Below are 25,004 nucleotides of genomic sequence, written 5' to 3'. Positions count from 1 at the left end.
CTCCCTCGCCGGTCGGCTAGGGTAATGCGCCATGTGGATTGACTACGCCGTGCGCCAAGGGTTCGTGGCCACCGGCGCATTCGTTCGTCTCCCGTTGCTGCTCAACGCGGCGCACAACTCGGACAAGCGCTTCCCGGCAGACGGCGAGACCGTCATTTCCTTAACCACCCACGGCACCCGTTTGCGCTCGGCTGCCGCGGCGATTGCGTCGCTGCTGGTGGGCACGGTGCGCCTGCCGGTGCACCTGTGGCTGGACCCGGTGGATTTCCACGCCCGGTGGCCGGACGCGCTGCAGTCGCTTGCGAATCGCGGCCTGCAGGTGCACGAATCCACCGGCGGCTTGGGCCCGCACACCAAGTACTACGGCACGTTCCAGCAGTACCCGGACCGCAACGTCATCACCGTCGACGACGATGTGCTCTACCCGCGCACGTTTGCGCAGAAGCTCATCGACGCTCCTTCGGCCTCCACCATCACCGCCTACCGCGCCCACAGAGTCGTGCTGGACGAAGAAGGCATCGCCCCGTACAAGAAGTGGCGGCCGGTAAGGAGCACAGAGCCGTCGATTTTGCACTTCGCCACCGGCGTGGACGGCGTGCGCTACCCGAAGGAGATGGTGCGCTACGTCGCCGAGCGCGGCACGGAGTTTTTGGACCTCGCACCACGCGCCGACGATGTGTGGCTGAACCACTGCGCCCTGAGCGCCGGGTTCCCGGTGAAGCAGGTTTCGGAGCGCTCGGCGAACTTTCCGCTGGTCCCGGGCTCGCAGCGTGTGCGCCTGTCGCGGGTGAACCTCTCCGGCGGCAACGACGTCCAAATCGCGGCGACGTATTCAGCAGAAGACGTAGCCAAGCTGCGCGCCGCGGAGTAGCGTTTGGCCGGTGAATGACACAGCCTCCAAGAGGTGGCTCGGCCCCGCGCAACTAACTGCGCTGGGCTTTCTAGCTCTGATCCTCACCGGCACAGCGCTGCTTTCCATGCCGTTCGCCTCCGCTGACGGCGCGCCTACAGCGCTGATGAGCGCGCTGTTTACCGCCACGTCCGCGACCACTTTGACCGGCCTGGTCACCGAGGACACCGGCAGCCACTGGAGCCTGGCCGGACAGTTCATTGTGCTGGCGCTGATCCAGGCCGGCGGCCTGGGCATCATGAGCATTACCTCGCTTACCGGCATGCTGCTCACCGGCCGGGTGAAGCTGCGTTCGCGGTATGCCACGGCAGCTGAGGGGCGGCCAATTTTGGAAGGTGGGGTGAGGCGGACGCTCGTGGCAACGCTGCTGCTCACCTTCTTTTTTGAGGGGGTGGTAGCGGTGATCTTGGGCATTCGCTTCGCCACCGTCTACGGCATGGCGCCGGGGCGCGCCGCATACGAGGGCGTGTTCCACGCGATTTCCGGGTTCAACAACGCCGGCTTCGGACTGCGTCCGGACAGTCTGGTCTCCTACAACACGGACGGGTGGATCCTCATCCCGTTGGCGGGTGCGTTGATGATTGGCGGGCTGGGCTACCCGGTGCTTTCCGAGCTGGTGCGCCGCGGCCGCGAGCAGATGCGCGGGCTGGTCCACGGCGCGCCGGTGAGCTCGCGGCGGCTGTCCATCACCACCCGCATGACGCTGCAGGCGACCGCGTTTCTGGTGGTCAGCGCCACGCTTATCATCGCACTACTGGAGTGGCGCGGCTTCCTCGCCGGCATGCCAACCAGTGTCAAGTGCCTCAACGCGTTCTTTTCCGGGGTGACGCCGCGCACCGCGGGGTTCAACTCTGTCGATTACGCCGAGGCGCACCCGATCACGCTGATGGTCACGGACATTTACATGTTCATCGGCGGTGGGTCCGCGGGCACAGCCGGCGGCATCAAGATCACCACCGCGACCGTGCTGCTAGCGGCCATGCTGGCGGAATTCAAAGGCCGCGACGCCACCACCGTGGGCCACCGCACCGTGCCAAAAAGTGTGGTGCGCCAGGCCATGACGGTGGCCGCGGCGGGACTGGTAGCGGTGACCGCAGGCGTAGCTACGCTGCGTATTTGCGACCCCCAGTTCACCGCCGACCAGGTCAACTTCGAGGTCATCTCGGCGTTTGCCACCACGGGGCTTTCCACCGGCATCACCGCGGATTTGTCCACCCCGTCCCAGCTCGCGCTGTGCCTGCTGATGTACCTCGGGCGCATCGGCCCGTTCACACTCGTCGCAGCGCTGGCGCTGCGCACCGTTTCCCGCAGGTTCGACTACCCCACAGAAAGGCCGTTCATTGGTTAACTTCCCCCGTTTCACGTCCACGCAGCGTTTGAATATCCCGCCCGTGGTGGTCATTGGCCTGGGCCGTTTCGGCGGTGCGATCGCCCAGGAGCTCACCCGCTACGGCGTGGAGGTCCTAGGCGTCGACGCGGATGAGCGGCTGGTACGCGAGCATGCGCCTTTGCTTACCGACGCCACCGTCGCCGACACCACCGACCCCGAAGCCTTACGCCAGCTCGGTGTTCACGACGTCAAACGCGCTGTACTCGGCATCGGCTCCGCGCTGGAGGCGTCCATCCTGACCGCCTCCAACCTGGTGGATCTAGGGGTGCCCGACATTTGGGCGAAGGCTGATTCGGAGTCCCACGCCCGCATTTTGCAACGCCTCGGCGTGCACCACGTGGTGCGCCCGGAGCACGACACCGGCCGCCGGGTGGCGCATCTGCTCGGCGGGAGGTTCCAGGATTTCGCAGAGTTGGCGGAGAACTACGGCGTGATCAAGATGGCCCCGCCGCGTGCGCTGCTGTCCGGCCCCTGCGACGCGGAAAAGCTGTGGGACAAGCACCGCGTGCAGGTGGTCTCCGTGCGCAACAGCAACGGCGAGTGGCAGCCGTTTGTGCCGGGCCAGGAGCTCTCCCCGTCGAACCTGATTGTGATGGCGGGTGCGCCGGACGACTTAGAGCGTTTCTCCCAGCAGTAGGGGCATGTGGCAGTCTTTGGACCAGTTCTGCTGGGAGTGGTTCTGTCTCAGCTGGTAAGTCTCAGTCCATCTGCAGCACGGTGCGAAGTTCCGCGAACAGCTCCGGGCGCAGCCGGTGGAGGACCGACCTGCCCAGGCGGCTCTTTTCTAGGAGGCCAGCCTCGGTAAGTTTTTTGAGGTGGTGGGAAACCGTCGGTTGGCTTAGCCCAGAGCGTTGCGTCAGTTCGCTCACGCTCATCGGCTCGCAGCCCTCTTCGGCGAGCCAGGAGAGTAGTTGCAGCCGGCCGGGGTCCGCCAAAACTTTGAACAGGGCCGCGTAACGCGTCGCGTCGTCTGCGGAGAGCAAGCCGGAGCCCAGCGAGCAGCAGTCGAGGCCAGTGTCTGCTGTCGTGGCGACAGAATCTTTCATGCTTCCTACCTTTTCATATTGACAGCGATAAATGTGCCTTTTAGTGTTCGTATTGATAATCGTCAATAGATAAGGATTCCAGATGGAAGACACAACCTCTCAGCCAGTAGAGCGCATGTCATTTCTTGACCGCTTCCTACCGGTGTGGATCATGCTCGCCATGGCGGCGGGCCTCGCCCTCGGCCGCGCAGTGCCGGGGCTTTCGGGCGCACTCGAGTGCCTTGAAGTCGGCGGGATCTCGCTGCCGATCGCGCTCGGCCTGCTTGTGATGATGTACCCGCCGCTGGCCAAGGTGCGCTACGACAAAACCCGCGAGATCGCCACCGACAAACGGCTCATGACCGTATCCATCATTTTGAACTGGATTCTTGGCCCCGCGTTCATGTTCGCGCTCGCGTGGATGTTCCTGCCTAACGAGCCGGAGCTGCGCACCGGCCTGATCATCGTCGGGTTGGCGCGCTGCATCGCCATGGTGCTGGTGTGGTCCGACCTCGCCTGCGCAGACCGGGAAGCCACCGCCGTGCTGGTGGCCATCAACTCGGTGTTCCAGGTGCTCATGTTCGGCGTGCTTGGCTGGTTCTACCTGCAGGTCCTGCCGTCCTGGCTGGGCCTGGAGACCACCTCGGTGGATTTCTCCTTCTGGGCGATCGTCTCCTCCGTGCTCGTCTTTTTGGGCATCCCGCTGCTGGCCGGGCTGCTGTCTCGCATCATCGGTGAGCGCACCAAGGGCCGCGACTGGTACGAAAACACCTTCCTGCCCCGGATCTCCCCGCTGGCGCTGGTCGGCCTGCTGTACACGATCGTGCTGCTGTTTTCCCTGCAGGGCGACCAGATCCTGTCCAGGCCGTTGACTGTGGCCACGGTGGCGCTGCCGCTGCTGTGCTACTTCGTGGGCATGTTCGCCGTGGCACTTGTGGTGGCCAAACTCTCCGGCATGGACTACGCCCAATCCGCCTCGGTGGCGTTTACCGCCGCCGGCAACAACTTCGAGCTCGCCATCGCGGTGGCGATCGGCACCTTCGGCGCCACCTCCGCCCAGGCGCTGGCGGGTACGATTGGCCCGCTCATCGAGATCCCGGTGCTCGTCGGCTTGGTCTACCTCATGCGGGGGATCGGCCCGAAACTGTTCCCCGGTGACCCAACCCTGCCTAACCAAAGGAGCCTTACATGAAGCCCTCAGTCCTGTTCGTCTGCGTCGGCAACGGCGGCAAGTCCCAGATGGCGGCGGCGCTCGCCGAGAAGCACGCGGGTAGCCAGCTCGGCATCCACTCCGCAGGCACCAAACCCGGCACGAAGCTGAACCAAGAATCGGTCGAGGCGATTGCAGAGACTGGCGCCGACATGTCGCACGGCACGCCCAAACCCATCGATCCGGAACTGCTGCGCAGCGTTGATCGCGTCGTGGTGCTCGGCGAAGACGCGCAGGTGGAAATGCCTGACGGCGCCCGCGGCACGCTGGAGCGCTGGCGCACCGACGAACCCTCGCACCGCGGCATCGAGGGCATGGAGCGCATGCGCCTCGTGCGCGACGACATTGACGCCCGTGTGCGTTCGCTTATCGACGAACTCCTGTAGCGCCTTAATACGCCGGGATCATCGGGATTCGCTGCTTGTTGCGGAACCTCGACGCCTGCATGCGCGCCGGCGAGGTGCCGCGGTAGTGGGTGGTGGAGGGGGAGGTTGCGTACTTCGGATTCGTGGACGGTTTGCGGGAGCGTAGCTTCTCGTGCCTCACACCACCGCATTGTGGCACGAATTACACGGTTGTGCTTTGCGAGTGGTTGCTTTCGAAACGCACGGGCCCCAGTCAACGCGTTTGCTACTGCGGCGCATTGACTTTGTATCCCGCATCCGCAAGCAAAAGCACTGCGCGAGGCAAATTGTCCTGGATTACTCGGTCCACTTCTGCGTCGTAGTAACGGTTGCGGTGGGCGCTAAGAGATTCGTACCATCCATCCTCCGTTGCAGCGCCGAATTCTCGGACAAGCAATTCAATTACATCCGTCAGATGCAGCCGGAACTGCGAACCACCCATGGGGAAGTGGATATCTTGTTGCTGTGCTGCGATTTCATATTTTCCTGCTCGGGCCAATAGCAGCCCGAGTGGTACCGAATCGGCATGGAACTGAAAATGTGAAGCGGGTTTGTTTCGAGCGTGCGATTCATACTCGAATCGCACAACCGGCACGGGTTTCTTTCTTGCGCGAACTTCTATTGAACATACTTTTCTCAACTTCGAGCTCGCCTGAGGCTGCCTCATGCCGGAGTAGGTAGTCATAGCGTAGGACAAGGCGGTCACTACCCGAGTGAGCAATTGTTACAGGATATGTTCCCTCGACAATGGCTCGTTCACCATCGGCCAGAACTTCTGCGTTAATCGGGGACGATCCCTCCAAGGTCGTCTCCAGCAATTGGACGGTCATGAGCATTAAATCTCGTACCGCATCTTCGATCCCCCGCGGTGAAGTCACGCTACTCCATACCGGAGCCACATGCAGGCATCGTATCTGTCGAGCAAACGCTCTTCGTCGTACTCGATCGCACCAGCGTCTCGCAGACGGCGAAGGTGATCAACGGTCAGAGGGGCCATCTGTGCCTTCAAATCGGCAAGTTCGCGGTCTAATTCTTCAGTGGTCCTTCGAATCGGCGGTGATACCTCGTTCATGGCACCTCCATTCTTGTTTTGCAGTTTTGGCGTAATAGTTTGGAAAGTAGCACGGCTTTGATTGGTTTAGCAGCGCTTCGATTCGTTATCGCCCCTGGTGAGGACGGATGAGTGATTCGCGCGTCATGGAAGAACGCTCCAGGAAGATTTCGTCGCTCCCGATGCGGAAGTGGCTTATACAGTCAGCATGCGGTAGTGGGTGGTGGAGGGGGAGGTTGCGTACTTCGGATTCGTGGACGGTTTGCGGGAGCGTAGCTTCTCGTGCCTCACACCACCGCATTGTGGCACGAATTACACGGTTGTGCTTTGCGACGATCCTCCGGTAGCCCGCCGCCAGGTGCCCTGCTGAGAGCGGCTTGTGGTTGCGTCCCTTAGTGTGGTGTAACGCTTGCTGATGGTGGGCCCTGGCAGATATAGGGGCGGCCATCGTCAGTAACCTTTCGACTCAACTACCACATCTCACCGAAAGGCACATGACGATGACCGCTGCTCCGCATTCTATCGACCCTGCAACCTATCTGGACGATCTGCTGGCACAGGCCTCCCCGGATCTGATGCGGCAGATGCTGCAAGGGTTTATCAACCAGATCCTCTCCGCCCAAGCTGACACCGTTTGCGGGGCTGAGTATGGTGTCGCTTCTGCCGAGCGGGTCAACCACCGCAACGGGTACCGTCACCGCGACCTTGATACCCGTGTGGGCACGATCGATGTGGCGGTGCCGAAACTGCGCCACGGCGCGTTCTTCCCGGACTGGCTGTTAGAGCGCCGCTCACGGGCCGAACGCGCCTTATCGACTGTGATCGCGACCTGCTACCTCAAAGGGGGTTCCACCCGCAGGATGAATGACCTGGTGGCAACACTTGGGATTGCCAATATGTCGAAATCTCAAGTCTCGCGCATGTCGGAAGAACTCGACGAGATGGTTACAGATTTCAAAAACCGCCCACTCGATCCCGGCGGGTACGCCTACCTGTCGTGCGACGCGCTCACGATCAAAGTCCGTGAAGGCGGCCGGGTGGTCAAATGCTCCGTACTGCTTGCCACTGGGGTCAACGCCGACGGCTACCGCGAAATGCTCGGCATGCATGTCGCCACCGCGGAATCCAACGCATCGTGGAAAGGCTTCTTCCAAGATCTAAAAGCCCGCGGGCTGCGTGGTGTCTATTTGGTCACCAGTGACGCCCACGAAGGCATCCAGCACGCTATCTCCGAAGTGCTGCCTGATGCATCCTGGCAGCGGTGCCGCACCCACTTTGCGAAAAACCTCTACGAGAAAGTCCCGAAAACACAATGGCCGATGGTCTCGGCGATGTTCCAGACAATCTTCCAGCAACCCGATGCCGCATCCACCTGGGGACAAGCCCGCGAGGTAGTTGACCTGTTGGAACCGAAATTCCCGCAGGTTGCGGCGTATCTAGAGGAATCCCTCGATGAGGTGTTGGCGTTTACCGCAGCCCCGAAACCAGTCTGGACGAAAGTCTGGTCAAACAACCCCACCGAAAGGTTAAACCGGGAGATCCGCCGGCGCACCGACGTCATCGGCATCTTCCCGAACCGCGAATCCATCATCCGGCTCGTCGGCGCTGTCCTAGCCGAACAGCACGACGACTGGATCCAGCAAAAACGCTACATGTCACTGTCCGCACTCGAACACACCAAACAACTCATGCACCACTCAGGAGATGATCATGGCGACCATCACCAGCTAACCGCCTAACCACAACCCCGAACTACATACCGAGCCGAAAGCTAGACGGCTACACCACTACACGGGACTTGACCCGGCTTGTTGGTAGGGGTGTTGTGGAACGGTGGTAGGGCTGGATTCCGACTAGGTGGTAGGGCCGGGCGGCTGACCTTGTCGGGGCCAGCGGCCGGGCCTCTCATCCGGTCGACTACGACATGCGTCAAAACCTCGCGCACGCTCAGACAACCGTAGACAGCTAACCTTCACTGACCGGCGAAACCCGACTTCGCTTCTGGGCTCTCGTCGGTCAACCCCCGGCTGCGGTACCAACTAACCGGAAACAGGCAGTACCCCGGATCCGCAACCGCGGTACCAACTACCCGCGCTCAGCAGCGCCAGCACAAGTTGTGCCAACGCCACCTACACAATGACCGAAATCAGGGAGCCCTACCACCTATCCGGAAAACCCCGACCAACTACGCGGATTGCCCCTACCAACTACGCCGAAACGGCACGCCCCACCGAGGCAGCCGGGGCAAACACCGATCGACGCGAGCGGGTAGAGGTTCGTAAAGGTTGACGAGCTGAAAATCTGACCTGGGGCAACTACGGAATCCTTCGCGGGGCTTAACAGGATGCCGGCACCTTATGCGATCCGAAACAGCGCGAGCACCCAACTCCAGGCAATACCTTCGGACTTGGTAGCTACACTGCTGACCCATGCCGACCCGGCAGCACTATCGCCGGTGTCATCTGCGTGGGGATTGGAAGTAGTTATCAACGCTGCTTTCTAAGACTTCACTCCGTCGAGGGAAACGAATCAGATCGGAAAGACGCCGTGCCATGGTCGCATCGCCCCGGCAAAAAGGAAGACAATCGCCTATGAACTAGCAGACAATCTGGAAAGCGGCACCAAGTCATCGCCATCTTGCAAGGCCCAGAACTCTTCGCCCTTGAGGTTCGTTACGCCGAGGAAGTGCGCGGCTTCATCCAGCGAGTCAAAAACGTTGATGCCATCGATGACAAGGTGGCCGTCCTCATTAATGACGGCATCGACAATCCAATCTGGATCAACCGGATCGAGAAGGTCGCCGGATTTCAATAGTTCGGCCTCAAAGAACTCTTGCAGGGTCCTAGACCCGGCACGTTCTTCAACGTCAGACGTAGAAATCACCGGTGCGGAGTCAGCTGTGATGTGTGCGAAAGCACCACGGATAACCTGGGCAATGAGCCTGCGGCGGTTGGAGAGGAACTCGTCGTAGGCCATGTTTTCCCAACCTTCTGGAATGGCGTGCCAGTACATCTGTTGTTTCAGCCATTCCTCGCCCTGCGAGCGCTTCTCGACGAGTTCTTGCCAATAGTCCTTTGGGGCGCGATCTGAAATATGGATGTTGGTAGCCCAATCAGTTGGTGCGAAGTTCGCTACCTGGTTGATACGCTTGAAGTCCGTAATCCCCAAAACCTTTTCCTGGTATTTGCGGGGGAATAGATGGTGTCCCTCTGTGCCTTTAGCCGCGGGTTGGTTGGGATCCATCCAATCACGGACGCGTTCGTTAAGCATGAACAACTTTGCATCCAGGATGTTCAGCGCAGCGAGGTAGCACTGGTAATGTGGCGATAGGGAAGCGCCTGATGTGACTAGGTTCTGCGGTAGATTGAAGCGCCAGTAGTCTTCGGTGAGCTGAGTGTCAATCGTACGGTTAAGCAGCTCTTCGAAGCCCTCCGCGTCGCCTTTGTTCAGCGCAGCAATCTGGTCGAGATCCTTCTGGATTTGGGATTCCGATGAGCCCGTGTAGCGGGCGGTGAGTTGCGACATGAAGAGCCAGCGGGCAACCAGCGCGCGAAGGCGAGCGAGCTCGACACCGAAATCGTTGCGTCCTAGCAAAAAGATGACGTAGGAGTAGATGATATTCATGTGCGAGGTGACGTTCCGGTTCGTTCGGAATCCAGCTGCCTGAATCGACCGGATGAACTCCGTCCAATTGGTGGGATTTACCACGACCGGAAGAGCCTCCTTGAGGAGTCCTAGTTCGCGTTCTTGGCGCTCAGGGTTCACGCGACCGGTGTGTCGTTCCTTTGCCTGAAGGGCGGCGTACGCATCTTGCAGACGGCCTCGCCGCTGCCCGACAGCGACCATCGCGCGCACGATGTGTCCGTTCTCAACGTCAATATACGGGTTGTGAGCCGTCCACCGGATTTCCTTCCCCAATGCGGAGCTCGCATGGGCTGGGGACATACGGGAGTTGCGTGAAAATTCCTCGATTTGCTCACGGCCTTCTGGCCAAAAGACGCTGAGCCACGTCAGAATGTAGTCGTATGCCTTTAGACGAACTCCTTCTGAGTTGATGCGCACGAAGACGTCAGCAACGAGGCGCTTGTCAGCCTCGCTCTGAAGGTGAACGACGTTAAACTGATATTTCTCCAGCCCAGACAGTTTGCTAAAAACCTCATGAACTGCCTCTTTTTCTTCATCGCTGAGAGTTTCGCCAGACTCTTCATACCTCTCGAAAAATGTCTTTGTTGCCTTGTAGGAGCTGGCGAAATAGGTCGAAATGTCTTCGATCCACTCCGGGGATTTAGCAATAGGTGGTGTCCGCACCTCAAACTTCTCACTAAATGGATTGAACGCAATACGGATCTGCTTCTCGTTATAGTTAACGTCCCGGACAGGAAAGCCTTTTATCGCGGCATAAAGACTGGTCAAGCGCTGCTGGCCATCGATAATCTGGTGCTGGCCGATGAAATTCGCGTCACCTGAAATTGATCGAGACTCACCATCGGCAGCAACGTCCCAAAACATAAGCTCGCCTACTGGGTAGCCGCGGTACATCGAATCAAAAAGGTCACGGACCTTCGATGTGGGCCAGACAAATGGCCTCTGGAGATCTGGAAGTTGAATTTTTCCAGAGTGAACGTCATTGACTAGTTGCTGCACTTCCCACGAGACAGTGCGGAAGATGGAGGCCATGGAGAGAGACCTTTCTAAAAAAGAAGAGAAGGAATCGATACGTTTTTAGAGTAGCGTGCACTTCCGAAACCTCAGCGAGTGAGGACGCTGATCTGTTCGAGCGGCAAAACTTGAAGTGCCCCGGGTTTTGTTCCTAAGCATTTGCTTTGATTTCTATTACTTCTTGACCGGGGTGGTGTCAGAAGTTCTTCGATGTAGGCAGTCGGGTCGATATGATTGGGATCAGCGGCGATCGTGGGTTTCTTCCTTTCGAGCAGATGTAGGAGTTGATTCGAAAGGTACCCGCGATGGTCGCTGTATGCGCACCTGCACGAGGCTCACCGCGGGCTACAGATACACCACACTAAAGGACACAACCCTTGGGGCTACCGTAATTCGCAAGTAGGTGGAGGATCCACTTTCGGTGCGTCGTCTGTCGAGCAGGGCATCGGGAGTTAAGGTCGGCATGGCGAAGGAACATAATCATAGCCCGCTTAAGCGGGGGTAAAGCTACCTTGGGCGAGATTTCGAAGCAATACCGCCCGCCCTAGCGATTAACCACCAAATCGCAGCGGTGGCGAGCACAGTCGCGCTTATCGACGCCACCGCATCCACCACCGTCGCCTCTGCCAACCCCGCGACCTTCACATGGAATGGATCGGTTACGAACGAGAGAGTATTCGCCACCGCGTGCACCGCGAGCGCCGCCTCCAATCCGCCCGTTGACCACGTTAAGAAGGCGCCGCAGAGCGCGAAAGCCAGCACGTCGAGCTGGCCGCCCCAACCGTAGTTGTGTACAGACACAAACAGCAGCGCCGGGACCACGTATGCCACCCACGGCGAGCGGGTCCACTGGCCAACCACCTGCACAAGCGAGCCGCGGAATACGAGTTCCTCCGACAGCGCCTGCAGCGGGATGAGTGCAATGAGGATGCACAATGCACCGAACCTCGCCAGGGTAAACCCGCCGTCAGACCCTGCGGTCGCGTTCTCGGGAGCGCGGGCCACCGAGAATGCAAGCTGCACACCAAAGACCACCAGCGCAGGTATCAACGCTATTCCGAAGATGCGCCACCGAAAGCGATGCTCCGTCGACCACAGAGCGGTTGGCGTCGACCGCGTACACGCGCGGCGAGGAACGCAGCTGGGATGGTTGCCGCATACATAGATCCGGCCGCCAGAGCGAGCCAGGGCGTATCTACGAACTCGAAGTCGCCCATGGCTTTTAGTGCAGGGTTGAAGACCTGGTCGGCGGCGTCGAAAAGCGCGAGCATCGCGGCAAAGATTCCGAAAAAGAGCACGAACACAACGACGAACTCCAACAGCGGGCGCCACCACGCGACGTGCCTTGCGCCTTCACGCCCGAGGAGATGATAGGCGGTCATACCTTCAATGTACGCCGGTCAAGTCTTGGGAAGTGGTGTATCTGGCTTTCGAGTATGTGGTTAGTTTCGGGGGTGGGTGCTTGGAGCCGTCTCGGAGGCGGGGTTGAGTAAGTATTAGGCGGCGATTGCCTTGCTGTCGGTGGCAGTGGCGCCGACGAGGTTGGCAGCGATGATCTCCTTGATGTGGGACAGTCTGGCCAGCAACAAGTAGCGTGTTTGCTGAATCCACTCATCGTGTTGTTCCGCAAGGACGGTCCCTACCAGCCGGATGACGGCCTCACGGTTTGGGAAGACCCCGACGACGTCGGTGCGACGTCGGATTTCTCGGTTGAGCCGTTCGGTGGGGTTATTGGACCAGATCTTGGTTCATACCGGTTTCGGTGCAGTAGTAAAAGCTAACAGCTCATCGAATGATTCCTCCAGGTAGTCGGCCACTTGAGGAAACTTCTGCCCGCAGAACCCTACAACCTCACCGGATAAGCGAATGCATATCCGATGCGTCAGCGTTGAGTAGTCCGCCGTCAAGGTATCGCCTGCACCAACGAAGCCAGTGTCAACGGGCATTCCGCCAAAAGGCGTTCGTCACGCCAAATGGTTCCGGAGGTCACTGTCTCAGCCCTTCGGGCAGTAATAGGTTTAGTTCGTCTCGACTGAACTCCCTCAGTCCTTGCTTCTGAAGTCGATCACGCGCAATGTTAAAGCTCTTGTTATCTGTCCTGGGAACGGATGTATAGACCGATTTGGTTTGTTCTACAAGCCTGTCTCTTTCCTTGCGGACTTCCTCATCACTCATCGAGTTGAAGTCAGCCAAACAAGCCAAGTACTGCCGCTGGAGATACCAAAGTTGATCGGCAGCCTTCTGATGGTTTGCTATTTGCGTTCCCAGTTCGAACCGAAAGCTATACGAGTTAAGCGCAAGGAGCGCGAAAGTGAGTAGTCCCGTAGCTACCGTCGCCCATTGCTGCTGCGTCACAAAGATACCAACGATGCCAGCAGTTGAAGCCGCAGAAAGAAAGATTTGGGAAGTTTTGATTCTCCGCTCCGAGCGCGCAAGCCTCGTACGCTGTTCTTCCTGCGCGGCGTGAGAGTAGACCACATTCCCATACTCGTTCTCGAGCTGGGAATACAGCCTGTCGCGTTCAGGACTTCGGGAATCGGTCATCGAAGATCAGCCTCCAAAACTCTGTTGCTTGGCATGCGTCCGTCGCATCAATCGCAGTCTTGGCATTGTCCGCGTAAAGCGCTAGAAGATCCACCATAGGAGGTGGAGCAAATGCGTCAATTCGTCGACGTGTACCCGGAGCTACAACAACGCCACCACGGGCAAACTCGTTCTTCCAGTATTCGAAGAAGTCTCTGGTGTGCCAGTCGAAATATAGGTATGGCAAGTTATCAGCCCACTGGCTCTGTTCCCAGTATTCGAACGCCATTGCGTCCAGTGCCTGCCCGCTGAAGTACCGCCCCTGTTTGTTCCACGCCCTGAGCATCCGGCAAAACTTCTTCAGCCCACCTGGGTGATTCTTGCTCAGGTCATTGAACACTTCCAGCTCACGGCGCGGGTTCATTGTTGACCAAGAGCCGCCGTCATGCGTGTCTGGGTAACGGTACGTGCCGGGCGTTTCCGCCCGAAACACGGGGACTATTTCGAATCGAACTCCATCTGTGAACTCGGCGACGACGACTTGTCCGTCCCCACGCAGCTTGGTTTGGGGATAGGTCGCACTGAGACTTCGTTTCACTTTTTGGAGTAGCTCGGATGGCCCGTTCCCACCAAACAGGGATCGCGTCCAAGCGTTGTTGTATTCACCGGGCGGTAGCTCCACGAGAATATCGATATCACTCGTTGAGATCGCTGTACCGCGACCATATGACCCGGCGTACCAGGAGTGATCTGTGTCTGAGGAAGTTCCCCAAAAGTCCACATTGATGCGCCGTGTGATGGCATGGTATCGATTGCGCACCGCGCTGACTGTCGCCGGAGTCATCCGGAGATTCGCTTCGAATTGTCGAAACAATCGGTTTTCGTCACTCATCGCCTTCTCGCCTCCTGCCAATAGTCGCTGGCGAGCAGAGTATCTGCCCAACGCCCACCCATACCGCTGCAGGCAGTGCAGTCTGATCTTCGAAACCCGAACTTCGCGTCATCTTAGCTGGTGTGAGGACAAGCTCCTTGAAACAACGAAAGCCTCGAATGTGAACCTTGGTGATCACGACACCAGCTCCCCAAGGCCTCGCGCCAGGGGTAGCGCTCGGTCGAGCTTGGCAGCAATGCGCTCCTGCTCATCCACAGGCGGAACTGGAACGGGTACTACTTTCAGCTTCTCGACTGAGAGTCCAGGTTGTGCTGTTGCGGTGGCGTACTGATTCAAGTTCAGTTGCTCTAATGCTATAGCCGCCCAAGTGGAAGATGTATGCCCAAATGTCTCGACTACTACCGCATGCTCAGTCGCGAAAAAGCGCCCCGAAGCCACATTGATATTGCCACAAAGAGCGCCTTGACGACCGATGAGCGGGTAGGTTCCGTCTCTGTTGTAGTCGGCCACGTAACCCCTGATCCCGTTACCTCCGTAGCACGGGTACTCGCCAACTTCAGATATGTTGCCAACGGCGACGTTCTTGCCCGCCTGCATGTTGAACACGCGGCCTAGACGCGACCAAACCCAACTATCTGGAAGGTCAAAGGGCTCGTCCATTTTGTCCACTGGTGGCAGTGGTTTCTGCTTTCTGATTTTGCCCTCCTTTTCGAGTTGCCGGCGTTCGGTTCTGATGGTTTCGAGGAGTTCTTCTGCGGTGCCGTCGTCTGGGCGTTGGTCGGTGAGCTTGCCGCTGGTGGCGGCTTGAAGGATCGCGCGTTCGATTGCTTTGGCGAACTCGCGGTCTAGATGCTCTCTCTCTCTCGAGTTCAGCAAGTTGATCGATGAGCGGCAGAACCTCATCAAGTTTAGCGATGATGCGCTCCTGCTCCATTGGCGGAGGCAACGGGATCGGAAGATTCGCAATACTCTCGGAATTGAGCGTGTTGCCTTTGATTGCCGCTTTGGAATCACCCAATTGCGAAAGCAGAGGAAGCGCATGTGACAGATAGGTGCTGAACGACTCACCTGCTGACATAGCAGGGAATATCGAGACGATAGCTTCGTTATGAACGGCATCTCGACCCAGGAAACTGCAACGTCCGATGGTCAGTTTGAAGCTCATGATGAGAGTACCCGCTGGAGAGGGCTGTCCACCAAAGCACTCGGCAATGGCAGCGGCACTGACACCTTCCTTCGTTGACGCAATTGATCCACCCTGCGTCATATCTGAAATCGATACCCACGGAACTTCCGAAGGCGACCAGAACTTGGGTTCGGCTCTCTTTGGGGTCTTCCCAATCCGAAATTGATTGACATCTTGGAAACGCACCCACTCCCAGCTAGTCGGAATTGCAAACGGCTGGCTTTGCTCGGTCACGGGCCGGAGAGCCTTCTGCTTCTGGAGTTTCTTCGCTTTGACCAGTGCGGCGCGTTCTGTCTTAATCTGTTCAAGGAGTTCTGTGGCGGTGCCATCTTCTGTTCGTTGGTCGGTGAGTTTGCCGCTGATGGCGGCTTGGAGGATGGCGGCACGGAGGCGGTCGGCGATCATTCGGTCACCGCCAGGAGCGCTTCGATTTGGGCGATCTTGGCGTCGATTTGCGCGTCGAGTTCGGCTCGTTTGGTCTTGTAATCAGCGATTGTTTCTTCTGGGCTGAGCACGACGGTTGTTCGTTGCGGGAAGCCGCAGAGGTCAAGGTTGTAGCCGCCCGCGGTGAGTTGTTCGACGGTGAAACGTTGGGCCTTGGGGTTGCCGTCTGCGTCTTCGATCTCTCGGCGATCCATCCACCACTCAGCGGCGTCGGCCAGGTGTTCCCTCAGCATTGGTCTGGTCTTGGAAAACGCTTTGTATCCTTCGGGGAGGTCTACTCGGTAGTACCAGGTCTCCTTGGTTGTACCTGTGTTGTCGAAGAACAGGAGGTTGGTGGCGATTGAGGTGTAGGGCGAGAACACAGAGCCCGGCAGGCGAATGATGGTGTGGAGGTTGAACTCCTTGAGGAGCCGTTCCTTCAGTGCGAGTTTTGCGCCGTCGTTGCCGAAGAGGAACCCGTCGGGCAGTACGACCCCGGCTCTTCCGTGTCGTTTGAGCCGGTAGGTGATGAGCGCGATGAATAGGTCTGCGGTTTCAGAGGAACGGAAGGCTTGCGGGAAGTTCGCTTTGACCGATTCTTGCTCGGTGCCGCCGTAGGGCGGGTTCATGGTGACGACGTCGAACTTCTCGCTGTCTTTGAAGTCGCGCACGTTGCGTTCGAGTGAGTTGCCGTGAATGAACTGGGGCTGGTCGACGTCGTGTAACAGTAGGTTTGTCACGCCAAGTAGGTACGGCATTGGCTTCTTCTCAATGCCGTAAACGCTGGAGCGGTATGCCTCGCGGTCTTCGACGCTTTCGACCTGTTCGTTGAGGTGTTTGAGCGTTGAGGTGAGAAACCCGGCTGTTCCGGCTGCGAAGTCCGCGACGGTCTCTCCGAGCCTGGGGTTGATCATTTCGATCATGAAGTCGGTGACCGCGCGCGGCGTGTAGTACTCACCTGAGCTGCCCGCGCTTTGGAGTTCTTTCAGCAAGGTCTCGTAGATCTCACCAAAAGCATGCCGTTCTGTATAGTCCTCGAAGTCAATCTCGTCGATCAGGTTAACGAGTTGACGGATGAGGATGCCGTCCTTCATGTACTGGTTCGAATCCTCGAACACTGCTCGAACCACGGATTGACTGAGCGGCGTCGATGCGGTGATCGGCAGCGATTTGAGGACTGGGAAGAGTTCAGTGTTGAGGAACGTCAGCAGTTCCTCACCGGTCTTGGAGCGTCCGTCTTTTCGGTCGGGTGCCCAAGATCGCCAGCGGAGATGTTTGGGGATGATCGACTGGTAGGCGGGGTTGTGGAACTCCCAGTCGGCTTCTTTCGCGTCGTAGACCTTAAGGAACAACAGCCAGGTGAGTTGGGCGATGCGTTGGGCGTCGCCGTCGACCCCGGCGTCTCCGCGCATGATCTTGCGGGAGGTTGAAATGAACGAGTTCAGGCTCATTGGCTACTTGTGCTCCTTATGCAGCTTCGTAGAGGGCGTCTTCGAGTTCACGAATGGCCTGGAGGTAGGCGTCGCGTCCTCCGAAGAGGCGAGCAATTTTCTGCGGTGACCCGTACTGGGTGAATGGGTCAACGCTGAGGATTCTGGTTGTTTCGATTTCAGATATACCGATATCTGCGTACTTATCCAAGAGCGCTTCCAAGACTTCGCGGCACGTGTCTGAGTATTTGTGGAGGTAACCGCGCTTCTTGACGTGATCGATACGCTCTTGTTTGGTCAGTGGAGGCTTGTCGAAGGCAACGTGGAGGATTAGGTCGAAATCGTCAACGTCGAAGAACCTACCATCAGCTTCTTCGCGTATCGCCTCAAGGAAGACGCCACGGCTGCTGAGCTGGCCGATGAGTTCGTCCTTTCGCTCGGCCTGCGACCAAGCGGTAAGGAACGAGTCGAGGCTGGAGTACGTGTTCAGCAATGACCGCTTCGAGAAGTCGCGGATCGATTCGGTCACGAGCTTGCCGGTGACGGGATCGACGTACTGGACGCGCTCGTTGAGCAGTTTGACTTCGACACCGCGAACTCGCACCTTGCCTTGCTTTTCAGGGTCTGTGTCGTCGATCCAAGGCGGATCGCAGATGATCACATCATCTGGGCCGAAGTCCTCGATGTCATCTTCAGACCCGGGGTTTTCCACGGTTTCGTCGTCTTCTGGCCATTCGGGTTCGGGGATCTCGTCGTCATCTCCAGGCTCGGGCAAAGGCATGTCTATGCTGCCTGCTGGGTTGCCGTCGAAATCCGGGTCGGCGAAGAGTCGGGTCGATCCACGGAAGTCCATGATCGTGAAGAACTCTTTGCCATGCTCAGGATCGAGCCGGGTGCCGCGTCCGACGATCTGTTTGAACTCCGTCATTGACCCAATGTTGGACTCCAAGACGATGAGCTTGATCGTTTTGACGTTGACGCCTGTGGTGAGCAGTTTCGATGTAGTCACCAGTGTCGGGTACTGCTCGTTGACGTCAGCGAAGTTGTCGAGCTGACCCTTGCCTTCTTTATCATCCCCGGTGATCTTCATGACGTACCGGTAGTCCTCGATGACCCGTTCAAGGTTCTCGTTCGCTAGAGCTTGGCGCATTCGTTCAGCATGCTCAATATCGACGCAGAAGACGATGGTCTTCGAATCGGTGCCGTACCTCTCGAGCCAGGACGTCACGTACTTGGCAACCATCTGGGTGCGCTCATCAATGATGAGGTTACGGTCGTAGTCCTTGACGTTGTACTCGCGATCCTCAACTTCGTTGCCATCAACGTCGACTTGCCCCTCGAACGGTCGCCAGTTTTCCAAGTCGACGTCCAAGCCAACACGGATCACCTTGTACGGAGCGAGGAAGCCATCCTCGATTCCCTGTTTCAAACTGTAGGTGTAGACAGGCTCACCGAAGTAGTCGATGTTCGACACTTCCTTGGTTTCTTTCGGTGTTGCCGTCATACCAATGTGGATGGCGCTAGAGAAATAGTCGAGGACACGTCGCCACAGCGATTCTTCGCGTGCCGATCCACGGTGACACTCGTCAATGATGACGAGGTCGAAGAACTCTGGTTTGAACTGCCGGAATGGTTCTTCACCCTCCTCACCAGTGAGCTGTTGATACAGGCTCATGTAAACCTCGTAAGAGGAATCCAAGTGCTTGCCTTTGACCTTGGTGATGCGGCCAGAGAGTGGCTCGAAGTCGCCGGTGATGGTCTGATCGATCAGCACGTTGCGATCGGCAAGGTACAGTACCCGTTTCACTGTTCTAGCTTTGAGGAGCCGCCAAATAATCTGAAAGGCCGTGAATGTCTTGCCGGTGCCGGTGGCCATCACCAGGAGTAGACGGCGGTCGCCGTGTGCGATGGCTTCCAGCGTGCGGTCTACCGCTACCTGCTGGTAATAGCGAGCTTCTTGCGGTTTGAACGGGTCAACATGGTATGGCTCAGCGATCAGTGCCGCACCCTGAGCGTCAAGTCCTTTGCCAACCAGATAGCGTTGCCACAACTCATCCTCGGTAGGGAACTCATCCAAGCCGATCTCTCGCTCAACGCCGGTGAAGAAGTCGTGCTCGATGAAGCCCTTGCCGTTTGACGAGTAGGCGAACGGGGCGTCAAGCTTCGCGGCATAACCTAGTGCCTGCTGCAGACCTGCACGGACAGTATGCTCCATGACCTTGGCTTCAACAACCGCAAGCGGCTTACGCGACTTCGAACCAAGCAGCACGTAATCCGCTTTGCTGATCTCGCCCCGTTTGGTCTTGGTACCTTGAACAATGACCTGGCCAGGAGCGATGACAAGCTCCATACGAAGTTGCTCTTTACGCCAACCAGCCGTCTCTGTGATCGCAGGTGTAATGAACCTGATTTTGACGTCCTCTTCAGTGAGCTTTTGCATCGTCATCTCCCTTCTCAAAGGCGATTCCGTACTTGCCCTGGGGCTGGTTCTCACGGAGCTGATCGAGGACTTCGCTGAAGGAGGACATGGGCATCATTTTGCCCGTAAACCTCAGCTGTTTTGGCTTAAGGGGTGTCTATTTCCCCCTGATGAGGTTGATCAGCGCCATCACACCCGAGATCGCCGCGGTGAGGCCGGCTAGCAAGAACCCGAGTGCGAACACTCCGGCGATGAACGACTTCGCGTCGGGGTCGAAAGTCTCGATGCAAAGCCCGAACAGGAAAAAGCACAGCACACCGAGGCCCGCAGACCACTTAAACACCTTGGAAGCCTTTGGGCGTTTGACTGGCGTGGGCGCCGGGTCCATCAGAGCAGGGGTGTTCCAAGACGACTGCAACGGCGCCGGGGTGTAGCGCGGGGCGTTCGCGGCGGTAAGGAGTTCTTCCGGGGTGGGGTCGACGGGGCTGCTTGCGGTTTGGCGGGGCTGCGCTTGCGTAGGGGCGGACGGTTCGGGGATTGGCCTCGGGGTGATTGCGGTGCTGCCAGCTGTGCGCTCGGGGGCGGGCTCGGGAGTGGCATTCTCGGTGGAGTCGTCCACAATGCCGTCGGCTGCGAGGCCCACCACCATCTCCACCAGTTGGCTGCGGCGCTTCGGGCCTACGCCGGGGAGTTGGAGCAGGTCGTCTGCGCTGACTTGCAGCATCTCGGGGTGCTCCAGGCTCCACACCGCGAGGTAACGGTCGATGCCCCTGCCGGTGGCTTCCGGGACGTGGTGGGGTTGGAGGTTGTCCGCCATCTCGTGCAGCGGGCGGTTCGGGTGCAGCGCGATCCACGCTGCTGCGATGCGGGATGTGGACGTGCCTGTCGTTTGAACTTGCTGCGGGGAGAGCCAGGAGAACTGTGCTGTGGACTGCTCCAACGCTGCGGGTTGCTCCGACACCGCTGGTTGCACTGAAACGGCTTCGTGATCGATCGTGCTCAGTAGCTGTGCGAACTTCGTCTCGCCGACGATTGGAATGCCGTACTTTCGCGCCTTTTGAGCCTTGCCGCTCATGGAGTCGGGGTTGGCGGCGACCAGCAGGGCACACTTCTTTGTCACTTGGCCTATGTGCAGGCCGGCGGCGGTGGCGCGGCGCACCCACTCTTCCTGCGGAATGTCCATCGCGCCAGTGAGCGCGATGTGATCGCCCAGCTGGAGGGTGAATTGGGCGGGGGCGGTGCCGGCCTGTGGTTCGTCGAGGAGCGACTGCACAAAAGCGAAGTCCACGCTGAGCGCGTCGGCAATGGCGAGCAGCTCGGCGCGCTCGCCATCGGTGATGACGCCGTCGGACCAGGCATCGACGGCGAGCTGGCGCGTGAATTCCTCATTGATCGCATCCACATCGTCCGCGTCCAGACCAGAGGCGATCGCGGTTTGTTCCAGTTGGCGCATTTCGGTGCGGGAAATGTGGCGGTCTACAAGCGCACGGGTTAGCTCATCGCGGTACGCGTCCTCATCCCTTGCACCGCTTGCGGGCAGGGCGTGAGAGAGCTGGCCGGACCAGGAGGATTCGGCACCGCGTGGTAGGACGCGGCATTCCGCGGTCGGGGCGGGGAACGTTGCCGTCGGGTAGCCCGACACATCGGCGCCGCAGTGGAAGTGGAGGTGATGGAGCAACTCCGCGGTTGCCTGCGCGTCGGCGAGGGCCGAGTGCGCTTGGGGGTTGTGGATGCGGGTGGCCGTGAGGGCGTCGCTGAGCTTCGCGCAGCCCAAGTGCTGTTTGGCCAGCGCCATCGTGTCCAGCCAGGGTTGGCAGAGACCGTTGTGCGCATGCGCGCGGTTGAACTCGTTGGTGAGGAAACGGTGCTCGAACGGCGCATTGTGCGCCACCAGGACGCGGCCGTCGAGCAAGGAGCCGAGGTACGCGGCGACGTCGCGGAACGTGGGCGCGTCCACAACATCGGTCGCGGTGATCTTGTGGATGTGGCTGTTGGGAATATCGCGACTGGGCTGGATCAGTGTCTCCCACGTGCGCTCCACGGTGAGGTCGGGCCGAAGCAGGACCACGCCGATTTCCACGATGCGGCAGGCGTTGCTGACCCCTGTGGTCTCGAGATCCACCACCGCGAACCCGGTGTCGTGGGTGGTGAGGTTTGGGTGCCCGGTCTGCGGGTCCATCGTGGCTCCTTGTTCTGTGCGGCTTTGCGCTGCTTGTTGGTGACTGCCTAGCAGAGTAGGACACGGGCCGACACGCGGTGAGGGTTGTCGGACGGGTGTTCGGCTGGGGTCGGTGCGTCTAAAAGGCGAAGGGTGGAATTGGTTGTCAACATGAGGATGACAGACGAGTGCCGGAGGGGGTTGAACAATGAAGCGTTATGCAGTAATCAAGAAGCTGCGAACGGAAGCGTGTGACTTAGGAAAAGGGTGGTGGCGATGAAGGCGTTCACGGTGACCGCAGAGCGTGGGCGCAGCGGCGCATGGGTGCTGGAATGCGACGAACTTGGGGTGGTTTCGCAGGCCCGGAGGCTCGACCGCGCGGAGGGTGAGGTCGCTGAGGCGATCGCATTTCAATCTGGGTTGCAACCGGGCGAGTTTAAGATCGAGGTCGTGCCGATCCTCCCCGCTGAAGTCGAGACGCTGCGCCAGCGTGCCGACGACCTCGGCGTGAAGGCGAAAGCCGCGTCGGAAGAAGCTGCGGCTGCGAGGGCTGCGTTGGCGCGAAAGTTGAAAGACGAGGGCTTCACACTCCGCGAGATGGGGCAGGTGCTCGGGGTGTCGTACCAGCGGGCGTCGGAGTTGGCGGCGGGGGAGGGGACCGGAGGGCGTCGATAGGTAAAAGCTCCACGGAACCGGCGGCGGGTTCGCTGCGTCTAAAGAAACATGAAGAACTCGGGAGTGATCGCTTGGCTGTTCACTGGACTGGCGGCGACTGTGGCGGTCGCGTATGCGGTGGTGCTGGCCTTGGGGCCGCCGAACATGACCGCAACGGTGCTGGACTTTTCCGCGAAAGTGATTGGGCCACTGGGAGCTGCGCTGATCGCGTGGGCGGGTGTCTCACACACGGTGGCGAACTCGCGACTGCAGGACACGGCGAAGGAATGGCATCAAGATCTGCGGTGGGCGACGGAGCTGTGTTTAACGGGCGAGCCGAAACGGATCGGTATAGGTATTGCGCTGCTTGATGAGCTGGACGATCGTCGATTTCTGGACCATGAGCAGGTTAGAATGGTCAGCAGAATAACGGACGAAGTGCTTCAAAACATCCTCGCGGAAGGGCCTGATGGAGAATGGAGCGGCGAAGATGCGGTATAGCTACAAGGAAATCAAGTCTCTAGACGGACTGCGCCTCAAGCGTCCGCCGCACCAGGGGGAGATCGCGGCTGCGCACTTAGTGATCAAGCAGATTAACGAAGGGAAGCGCCCGGGCGAAGAGATCACGCCGTTTCTCCGGTGGGTGGCTGACTACGGCTCGCCGGGCTTCCAGGTCGCGCCCGTGGTCATTGAGAACCCGAACAGCTAAAACAGCTCCTTGACGGCCGCGCGGTCCACCTTGCCCGGGCCGAGCTGCGGCAACGCCGCCACCGACTTGAGCTCCTTGGGGAGCTGCCAGTGCGCGATGCGGCCGGAGTCCTCGGCGTCGGCGAGCGCGTCGAGGATATCGGGCACTGTCGCGGAGCCGGTGTAGGCGGCGCAGATGCGCTGGCCGAAGCGGTCGTCGTCTTTGCCGATGACGGTGGCGGCGGTGACGCCGTCGATACGCAAAAGCTCTTCTTCTAGCACCTCGGGGTGGAGCTTGAGGCCGCCGGAGGAGATGACGTTGTCGGTGCGGCCGAGGACCGTGAGCACGCCGCTGTTGAGCTCGCCGGCGTCGGAGGTGCGGAACCAGCCGCCGGCGAGATCGGGGGAGTCGAAGTTGTGGTAGCCGCGGGCGACCATGGGACCGCCGAGGTGGATGCGCCCGTCCTGGATTTTCACGCGGGCTCCGGCGATGGGGCGGCCGTCGTAGACGCAGCCGCCGGAGGTTTCGCTGGAGCCGTAGGTGGTGACCACGTTGATGCGCAGCTTCTTAGCGGAGTCGAGCAGGCGCGGGTTGGTGGCTGCGCCGCCGACGAGGACCGCGCTGAAGGTTCGCAGCGCGTCGATGCCCTTGAGCGTGGAGGTGGCCTTGGCCAGCTGCATCGGGGTCAGGGCAGTGTAGGTGCGCTCGCCGGTTTGGGCGAGCTCGTGGGCGCGGGCGGCAAACTCCGCGACGTTGAAGCCGCGGGTCAGGTCAATGAACGCGGGCTCGACGCCGGCGACCATGCTGCGGACGAGGACTTGCAGGCCGGCGATGTAGGCGGTGGGCATGGCCAGTAGCCATTGGCCTTCGCCGCCGAGCGCCTGGTGGGTCGCGTCCGCGCTGGAGATCAAGTTCGCCGGGGTGAGCATCGCGCCCTTCGGCTTGCCAGTGGAGCCGGAGGTGGACACGACCAGGGCGATGTCGTCGTCGATGGGCGCGCCGGGTTTCAGCGTGTTGCGCAGCAGGTTCGTGCGCGCCGGGTCGTTCGCAGGCACAGGCAGCAGCGTGCGCTGGCCGGTCAGGGCCTCTTCCAGCGCGGGGATAATCGCCAGCGGGTTGGCGGGGTCGACGGGGAGAAGTTCCAGCAGGTGGGTCACTTGGCGGGCGTTTCGTTGTCGAGGGGGTTGGTGGGAGTGGTGCGGGCGAAGGTCTTGCGCGACAGCGGGCCGTCGATAGTTGCCCACAGCCCCGCGGCTGTGATTGCGGTGAGCAGCGCGTACATCACCGGCGCGCTGTGGGGCGCGATGAGCACGGCAACGGCGTTGAACCCAATGTGGCACACAACCGCCAGCGCCCAGAGCTGCCAGCGGCGCTCGCGCACCGCGCGCAGCACGATCAGGGTAAACACCACGTGTGCGGCGATCGCGAGCGCTCGTTCGTACCAGCTTGCGGCGATCATTCCCAAGCCGATGTTCTGCAGCGCCTCAATCTGGTCTGCAATGGCCTGCGCGGTGGCGGGGTCGTCGTTTCCGGTGGCCTGCGCCTTGATTGCGTCGCCGGTGGTCAGCAGCATGAGGTTGCCGACGAACAGGTTGGCAAAGAGCAGCAGCGCCTCTATGCCGCCGTGGCCCAGGCCGAAGCCGACGCCGTCGTTCCACTCGCGGGTGTTCGTGTCCCAGAAACGCAGCACGATCCAGCGGGCGGTCTCCTCGAACAAACCGGAGGTGACCAGGAACAGTGCCGTGGTCAGGGCAGTGGCCGTTGCTGGATCGAATGTCTTGCTGAACAGGAACTGCAGCGGGATCACCAACGCAAACCTGGCCACCTGGGACAAAGGGAACGCCAGTGTGCCCCAGCCCAGCGACGCCCACCTGAAGCCGAGCCTGCGTTTTGCCACAAACCACGCGGCCAGCACGAGAGCGGCCAAGCCGACGAATTGCAGAATGAGAAGGCCCATCGTCATGGCAGAAACGATACCGCTG

At 59.7% G+C, this 25,004-nt stretch carries 24 protein-coding genes and 1 pseudogene; 9 read left to right on the top strand and 16 right to left on the bottom strand.

Translation table 11 applies throughout. The features are described 5' to 3' along the window. Positions 1 to 31 precede the first annotated feature (31 nt). From ACF3NP_RS08845 to ACF3NP_RS08835, 3 genes are read left to right on the top strand one after another with little or no spacing between them, the layout of a single operon-like run. The gene (locus ACF3NP_RS08845) at positions 32 to 871 is read left to right on the top strand and encodes a glycosyltransferase (RefSeq protein ID WP_070844917.1); all 840 of its coding nucleotides are present in this window, start codon (positions 32 to 34) and stop codon (positions 869 to 871) included. A gap of 10 nt (positions 872 to 881) precedes the next feature. Then, complete coding sequence (locus ACF3NP_RS08840) at positions 882 to 2,258, top strand: TrkH family potassium uptake protein (protein ID WP_070844916.1); 1,377 nt, start codon at positions 882 to 884, stop codon at positions 2,256 to 2,258. Positions 2,259 to 2,304: 46 nt separating this feature from the next. Next, positions 2,305 to 2,937 (top strand): potassium channel family protein, encoded by a 633-nt coding sequence (locus ACF3NP_RS08835; RefSeq protein ID WP_181890043.1) that lies wholly within the window; start codon positions 2,305 to 2,307, stop codon positions 2,935 to 2,937. Between the two features lie 61 nt (positions 2,938 to 2,998). Here the strand turns inward: ACF3NP_RS08835 and ACF3NP_RS08830 are convergent, their stop codons facing one another. After that, a complete protein-coding gene (locus ACF3NP_RS08830) occupies positions 2,999 to 3,346 on the bottom strand; it encodes an ArsR/SmtB family transcription factor (protein ID WP_070844914.1) in 348 nt (115 codons plus the stop codon). Positions 3,347 to 3,461: 115 nt separating this feature from the next. Here ACF3NP_RS08830 and arsB point away from each other — a divergent pair, with 115 nt between their 5' ends. Next, a complete protein-coding gene (gene arsB, locus ACF3NP_RS08825) occupies positions 3,462 to 4,517 on the top strand; it encodes an ACR3 family arsenite efflux transporter (protein ID WP_392398633.1) in 1,056 nt (351 codons plus the stop codon). Further along, a complete protein-coding gene (locus tag ACF3NP_RS08820) occupies positions 4,514 to 4,921 on the top strand; it encodes an arsenate-mycothiol transferase ArsC (protein WP_181889731.1) in 408 nt (135 codons plus the stop codon). Before arsB ends, ACF3NP_RS08820 begins: the two co-directional genes overlap by 4 nt. A 4-nt stretch (positions 4,922 to 4,925) precedes the next feature. On the opposite strand, the gene ACF3NP_RS08815 is transcribed toward ACF3NP_RS08820, so the two are convergent. Both ACF3NP_RS08815 and ACF3NP_RS08810 read right to left on the bottom strand, forming a co-directional pair. Beyond that, a complete protein-coding gene (locus tag ACF3NP_RS08815) occupies positions 4,926 to 5,081 on the bottom strand; it encodes a hypothetical protein (RefSeq protein WP_181889732.1) in 156 nt (51 codons plus the stop codon). Positions 5,082 to 5,165: 84 nt separating this feature from the next. Continuing rightward, a complete protein-coding gene (locus ACF3NP_RS08810; RefSeq protein ID WP_181889733.1) occupies positions 5,166 to 5,624 on the bottom strand; it encodes a hypothetical protein in 459 nt (152 codons plus the stop codon). An 866-nt stretch (positions 5,625 to 6,490) separates the two neighbouring features. Between ACF3NP_RS08810 and ACF3NP_RS08805 the strand changes: the two genes are divergently transcribed. After that, positions 6,491 to 7,729: an IS256 family transposase gene (locus ACF3NP_RS08805; protein ID WP_181890044.1), complete on the top strand. Its 1,239-nt coding sequence runs from the start codon at positions 6,491 to 6,493 to the stop codon at positions 7,727 to 7,729. An 850-nt stretch (positions 7,730 to 8,579) separates the two neighbouring features. Here the strand turns inward: ACF3NP_RS08805 and ACF3NP_RS08800 are convergent. The 11 genes and pseudogenes from ACF3NP_RS08800 to ACF3NP_RS08750 form a co-directional block, all read right to left on the bottom strand. Then, on the bottom strand, positions 8,580 to 10,667 hold the full coding sequence (locus ACF3NP_RS08800) for a GmrSD restriction endonuclease domain-containing protein (protein ID WP_181889734.1): 2,088 nt from the start codon (positions 10,665 to 10,667) through the stop codon (positions 8,580 to 8,582). Between the two features lie 489 nt (positions 10,668 to 11,156). Continuing rightward, positions 11,157 to 11,672, bottom strand: coding sequence for a CPBP family glutamic-type intramembrane protease (locus ACF3NP_RS08795; RefSeq protein WP_181889735.1), 516 nt, complete (start codon positions 11,670 to 11,672; stop codon positions 11,157 to 11,159). Positions 11,673 to 11,701: 29 nt separating this feature from the next. Next, positions 11,702 to 12,031 (bottom strand): hypothetical protein, encoded by a 330-nt coding sequence (locus ACF3NP_RS08790; protein WP_181889736.1) that lies wholly within the window; start codon positions 12,029 to 12,031, stop codon positions 11,702 to 11,704. A gap of 114 nt (positions 12,032 to 12,145) precedes the next feature. Beyond that, positions 12,146 to 12,502 (bottom strand): annotated as a pseudogene (locus ACF3NP_RS08785) (transposase); the annotation flags it as partial. Positions 12,503 to 12,635: 133 nt separating this feature from the next. Continuing rightward, positions 12,636 to 13,193 (bottom strand): SLATT domain-containing protein, encoded by a 558-nt coding sequence (locus tag ACF3NP_RS08780; RefSeq protein ID WP_181889737.1) that lies wholly within the window; start codon positions 13,191 to 13,193, stop codon positions 12,636 to 12,638. Then, a complete protein-coding gene (locus ACF3NP_RS08775; RefSeq protein ID WP_181889738.1) occupies positions 13,171 to 14,064 on the bottom strand; it encodes an SMODS domain-containing nucleotidyltransferase in 894 nt (297 codons plus the stop codon). Before ACF3NP_RS08775 ends, ACF3NP_RS08780 begins: the two co-directional genes overlap by 23 nt. Before the next feature lie 174 nt (positions 14,065 to 14,238). After that, positions 14,239 to 14,661, bottom strand: coding sequence for a restriction endonuclease subunit S (locus ACF3NP_RS08770; protein ID WP_392399144.1), 423 nt, complete (start codon positions 14,659 to 14,661; stop codon positions 14,239 to 14,241). A 46-nt stretch (positions 14,662 to 14,707) separates the two neighbouring features. Then, positions 14,708 to 15,655: a restriction endonuclease subunit S gene (locus ACF3NP_RS08765; RefSeq protein WP_392398632.1), complete on the bottom strand. Its 948-nt coding sequence runs from the start codon at positions 15,653 to 15,655 to the stop codon at positions 14,708 to 14,710. After that, positions 15,652 to 17,124 (bottom strand): class I SAM-dependent DNA methyltransferase, encoded by a 1,473-nt coding sequence (locus ACF3NP_RS08760; protein WP_181889740.1) that lies wholly within the window; start codon positions 17,122 to 17,124, stop codon positions 15,652 to 15,654. Before ACF3NP_RS08760 ends, ACF3NP_RS08765 begins: the two co-directional genes overlap by 4 nt. A 16-nt stretch (positions 17,125 to 17,140) precedes the next feature. Further along, positions 17,141 to 19,543 (bottom strand): EcoAI/FtnUII family type I restriction enzme subunit R, encoded by a 2,403-nt coding sequence (gene hsdR, locus ACF3NP_RS08755; protein WP_181889741.1) that lies wholly within the window; start codon positions 19,541 to 19,543, stop codon positions 17,141 to 17,143. Positions 19,544 to 19,679: 136 nt separating this feature from the next. Then, positions 19,680 to 21,701, bottom strand: coding sequence for an exonuclease domain-containing protein (locus tag ACF3NP_RS08750; RefSeq protein WP_181889742.1), 2,022 nt, complete (start codon positions 21,699 to 21,701; stop codon positions 19,680 to 19,682). A 270-nt stretch (positions 21,702 to 21,971) separates the two neighbouring features. On the opposite strand from ACF3NP_RS08750, the gene ACF3NP_RS08745 reads away from it, so the two are divergent. The 3 genes from ACF3NP_RS08745 to ACF3NP_RS08735 are packed head-to-tail and all read left to right on the top strand — an operon-like array spanning position 21,972 to position 23,043. Continuing rightward, positions 21,972 to 22,355, top strand: coding sequence for a hypothetical protein (locus ACF3NP_RS08745; protein WP_338026645.1), 384 nt, complete (start codon positions 21,972 to 21,974; stop codon positions 22,353 to 22,355). A gap of 48 nt (positions 22,356 to 22,403) precedes the next feature. Then, on the top strand, positions 22,404 to 22,835 hold the full coding sequence (locus ACF3NP_RS08740) for a hypothetical protein (RefSeq protein ID WP_181889744.1): 432 nt from the start codon (positions 22,404 to 22,406) through the stop codon (positions 22,833 to 22,835). After that, the gene (locus ACF3NP_RS08735) at positions 22,825 to 23,043 is read left to right on the top strand and encodes a hypothetical protein (RefSeq protein ID WP_181889745.1); all 219 of its coding nucleotides are present in this window, start codon (positions 22,825 to 22,827) and stop codon (positions 23,041 to 23,043) included. The genes ACF3NP_RS08740 and ACF3NP_RS08735 overlap by 11 nt, the downstream gene beginning before the upstream one ends. Here ACF3NP_RS08735 and menE read toward each other — a convergent pair. Further along, on the bottom strand, positions 23,040 to 24,179 hold the full coding sequence (menE, locus tag ACF3NP_RS08730; protein ID WP_181889746.1) for an o-succinylbenzoate--CoA ligase: 1,140 nt from the start codon (positions 24,177 to 24,179) through the stop codon (positions 23,040 to 23,042). The two genes, ACF3NP_RS08735 and menE, sit on opposite strands and share 4 nt — an antisense overlap. Further along, positions 24,176 to 24,985 (bottom strand): YhfC family glutamic-type intramembrane protease, encoded by an 810-nt coding sequence (locus tag ACF3NP_RS08725; RefSeq protein ID WP_181889747.1) that lies wholly within the window; start codon positions 24,983 to 24,985, stop codon positions 24,176 to 24,178. Before ACF3NP_RS08725 ends, menE begins: the two co-directional genes overlap by 4 nt. Between the last annotated feature and the right edge of the window lie 19 nt (positions 24,986 to 25,004).

The organism is Corynebacterium lehmanniae (assembly GCF_043161975.1).
GTDB lineage: Bacteria > Actinomycetota > Actinomycetes > Mycobacteriales > Mycobacteriaceae > Corynebacterium > Corynebacterium lehmanniae.
The sequence above is the reverse complement of the archived record's forward strand: the minus strand, read 5'-3'. Positions and strand labels throughout refer to the sequence as shown.

Excerpts from the sequence above, each read along its gene's own strand:
- ACF3NP_RS08765 (WP_392398632.1), bottom strand. The coding sequence starts at position 15,655 with ATGATCGCCGACCGCCTCCGTGCCGCCATCCTCCAAGCCGCCATCAGC.
- ACF3NP_RS08845 (WP_070844917.1), top strand. The coding sequence starts at position 32 with ATGTGGATTGACTACGCCGTGCGCCAAGGGTTCGTGGCCACCGGCGCA.
- ACF3NP_RS08740 (WP_181889744.1), top strand. The coding sequence starts at position 22,404 with ATGAAGAACTCGGGAGTGATCGCTTGGCTGTTCACTGGACTGGCGGCG.
- ACF3NP_RS08775 (WP_181889738.1), bottom strand. The coding sequence starts at position 14,064 with ATGAGTGACGAAAACCGATTGTTTCGACAATTCGAAGCGAATCTCCGG.
- ACF3NP_RS08725 (WP_181889747.1), bottom strand. The coding sequence starts at position 24,985 with ATGACGATGGGCCTTCTCATTCTGCAATTCGTCGGCTTGGCCGCTCTC.
- ACF3NP_RS08750 (WP_181889742.1), bottom strand. The coding sequence starts at position 21,701 with ATGGACCCGCAGACCGGGCACCCAAACCTCACCACCCACGACACCGGG.
- ACF3NP_RS08830 (WP_070844914.1), bottom strand. The coding sequence starts at position 3,346 with ATGAAAGATTCTGTCGCCACGACAGCAGACACTGGCCTCGACTGCTGC.
- arsB (WP_392398633.1), top strand. The coding sequence starts at position 3,462 with ATGTCATTTCTTGACCGCTTCCTACCGGTGTGGATCATGCTCGCCATG.
- ACF3NP_RS08770 (WP_392399144.1), bottom strand. The coding sequence starts at position 14,661 with ATGCAGGCGGGCAAGAACGTCGCCGTTGGCAACATATCTGAAGTTGGC.
- ACF3NP_RS08735 (WP_181889745.1), top strand. The coding sequence starts at position 22,825 with ATGCGGTATAGCTACAAGGAAATCAAGTCTCTAGACGGACTGCGCCTC.
- ACF3NP_RS08760 (WP_181889740.1), bottom strand. The coding sequence starts at position 17,124 with ATGAGCCTGAACTCGTTCATTTCAACCTCCCGCAAGATCATGCGCGGA.
- ACF3NP_RS08820 (WP_181889731.1), top strand. The coding sequence starts at position 4,514 with ATGAAGCCCTCAGTCCTGTTCGTCTGCGTCGGCAACGGCGGCAAGTCC.
- ACF3NP_RS08800 (WP_181889734.1), bottom strand. The coding sequence starts at position 10,667 with ATGGCCTCCATCTTCCGCACTGTCTCGTGGGAAGTGCAGCAACTAGTC.
- ACF3NP_RS08790 (WP_181889736.1), bottom strand. The coding sequence starts at position 12,031 with ATGACCGCCTATCATCTCCTCGGGCGTGAAGGCGCAAGGCACGTCGCG.
- ACF3NP_RS08810 (WP_181889733.1), bottom strand. The coding sequence starts at position 5,624 with ATGACTACCTACTCCGGCATGAGGCAGCCTCAGGCGAGCTCGAAGTTG.
- hsdR (WP_181889741.1), bottom strand. The coding sequence starts at position 19,543 with ATGCAAAAGCTCACTGAAGAGGACGTCAAAATCAGGTTCATTACACCT.
- ACF3NP_RS08805 (WP_181890044.1), top strand. The coding sequence starts at position 6,491 with ATGACCGCTGCTCCGCATTCTATCGACCCTGCAACCTATCTGGACGAT.
- ACF3NP_RS08780 (WP_181889737.1), bottom strand. The coding sequence starts at position 13,193 with ATGACCGATTCCCGAAGTCCTGAACGCGACAGGCTGTATTCCCAGCTC.